Source organism: Micromonospora sp. NPDC047753 (assembly GCF_040642735.1).
Taxonomy (GTDB): Bacteria; Actinomycetota; Actinomycetes; order Mycobacteriales; family Micromonosporaceae; genus Micromonospora.
The window spans coordinates 1-2,319 of sequence record NZ_JBEYSL010000746.1; the positions used below are offsets into that span (position 1 = coordinate 1).

The 2,319-nt window shown below is 71.5% G+C and carries 3 protein-coding genes; all 3 read right to left on the minus strand.

All coding sequences use genetic code 11. The features are described from left to right. A partial coding sequence (locus ABZ749_RS34040; RefSeq protein ID WP_357235243.1) for an ABC transporter ATP-binding protein occupies window positions 1-789 on the minus strand: 789 nt, incomplete at its 3' end. 111 nt (window positions 790-900) lie between these two features. After that, window positions 901-1,557 (minus strand): response regulator transcription factor, encoded by a 657-nt coding sequence (locus ABZ749_RS34045; RefSeq protein ID WP_357235246.1) that lies wholly within the window; start codon window positions 1,555-1,557, stop codon window positions 901-903. After that, a complete protein-coding gene (locus tag ABZ749_RS34050) occupies window positions 1,545-2,171 on the minus strand; it encodes a histidine kinase (RefSeq protein WP_357235249.1) in 627 nt (208 codons plus the stop codon). Before ABZ749_RS34050 ends, ABZ749_RS34045 begins: the two co-directional genes overlap by 13 nt. Between the last annotated feature and the right edge of the window lie 148 nt (window positions 2,172-2,319).

Genomic DNA, 2,319 nt, shown 5'->3' on the forward strand with positions numbered 1-2,319 from the left:
CGCGACGGTCCAGGTCCGGTCCGCGGCTGCCGGGTGGCTCGCCGTGGACGGCTCGATCGCCGACTCCGGCAGACCCAACGTGTTGTACGTGTAGAGGTCGGCGACGATCGCACCGTCGGCCAACACGAGCACGCGGTCCGCGTACGACGCGGCGATCGGATCGTGGGTCACCATGACCACGGTCAGTCCGTGTTCGTCCACGACCGCGCGCAGCAGCGTCAGCACCTCCGCCGCGGTCCGTGAGTCGAGGGCGCCGGTGGGTTCGTCTGAGAAGATCACCTCGGGGCGGGTGGCCAGCGCCCGGGCGATCGCCACCCGCTGCTGCTGGCCGCCGGAGAGCGCGGCCGGCCGGTGGTGCAGTCGGTCGGTGAGGCCGACCCGCTCGACGACCTGGGTCAGCCAGGCCCGGTCCGGACGGACGCCGGCCAGGCGCAGGGGCAGCACGATGTTCTCCTCGACGGTGAGCGCGCCGATCAGGTTGAATGCCTGGAAGATGAACCCGATCCGGGTACGACGCAGCTCGGTCAGGCGGGTCTCGGACAGCCCGGACAGGTCGGTGCCTCCGATCATCACCCGACCGGAGGTCGGTCGGTCGAGCCCGGCCGCGGTCTGCAGCAGCGTGCTCTTGCCGGAGCCCGAGGGGCCCATCACCGCCGTGAAGGTGCCCCGGTCGAAGCTGACATCGACGCCGGCAAGCGCGGTCACCTGGTCAGGGCCGGCGTCGTACACGCGGGTGAGGTGTTCGACGCGTACCGCCGGTGCGGTTGTCTGGTCCGGATAATCCGGCATTCTGGTGGCCTCTCTCCGTGTCATCGGCAAGAACTGCGCGCACCAGAAACGCTATTGACGTGGGAGAACGGCGACCATCCCGCGGGCTGCCAGGTCCGGGTACAGCAGGCGCTACCGCCGATCGCCGTTGAGGTAGCGCAGCACTGCGGTGACCCGCCGGTCGGCACTGTCGTCCGGTGGAAGTTCAAGCTTCGAGAAGATGCTGCGGATGTGCTTGTGCACCGCGCCGTCGGTGACGAACAGCCGCTGGGCGATCGCGCTGTTGCCGAGCCCTTCGGCCATCAGCCCCAGCACCTCACGCTCACGCGGCGACAGCTCGCTCAGCGCCGTGTCCGTCCGGCGGTTGCGGGCGAGCAACTGCGCCACCACCTCCGGGTCGATCACGCTGCCGCCGTCCGCGACGCGGTTCAGCGCGGCGAGGAACTCCTCGACCCGGCCCACCCGCTCCTTCAACAGATAACCCAGCCCGACGGCGCCAACCGAGAACAGGTCGGTGGCGAACGCCTGCTCCACGTACGCCGACAGGACCAGCACCGCGAGGCCGGGGCGCCGCCGCCGGGCCTCCACCGCTGCCACGATGCCCTCGTCGGTATGGGTCGGCGGCATCCGTACGTCCACGATCGCGACGTCCGGCGCGTGCTCGTCGACGGCGACCAGGAACTCGCCCGGAGTGCCGGCGGTGGCGACGACGTCCAGATCCTCCGCCCGCAGCAACAGCGCCAACCCCTCACGCAGCAGCGGGTCGTCCTCGGCGATCACGATCCGCATGGCAGCTCCACGTCCATTCTGGTCGGCCCTCCCGGCGGGCTCGTCAGCGTCATCCGGCCGTCGTACGCCTCGACCCGCCGGCGGATACCGGTCAGCCCGGAGCCACGTGTCTCGTTGGCACCGCCGTGCCCGTCGTCCTCGATGCTCACCAGCAGCCGGCCGCGCTCGCGGCGTACGGCCACGTCCACCTGGCTCGCACCGCTGTGCCGGACGACGTTCGTCAGCGCCTCGGCCACCACGAAGTACGCGGTGGCCTCGACCGAGGCCGCGCACCGCACAGCCACGTCCACCTCCAGTCGGCAGGGCACCGCGCAGCTGCTGGCCAGGCCCGTCAGCGCACCGGCGAGACCCCTGTCGTCCAGCACCGGCGGCAGAATCCCGCGCACCACCGTACGCAGCTCGCCGAGTGCCTGTTCCGCAGCGTCCTGTGCCTGCCCGAGGATCTCGTCGGCGCGGTCCGGATTGCGGCGCACGGCCCGCCGCGCAGCGCCGAGCAACACGTTGACAGCTACCAACCGGTTCTGGGTGCCGTCGTGCAGCGACCGCTCGATCCGGCGCAGTTCGACCGCGTGGGCGTCCAGCGCCGCGGCGCGGGTGGCGGTCAGCTCTGCCACCCGCAGCGACAGGTCGACACCTGGCGGTGGAGGCAGCAGCCACCGGCCCGGCCATGCCTGGAGACGGGCGAGGACCGGGCTTCGCCGAGCAGGCCCGCAACACGAAGACCGGCGCACCGGACGACGCCGACGTGCTCTACGGGCCCCT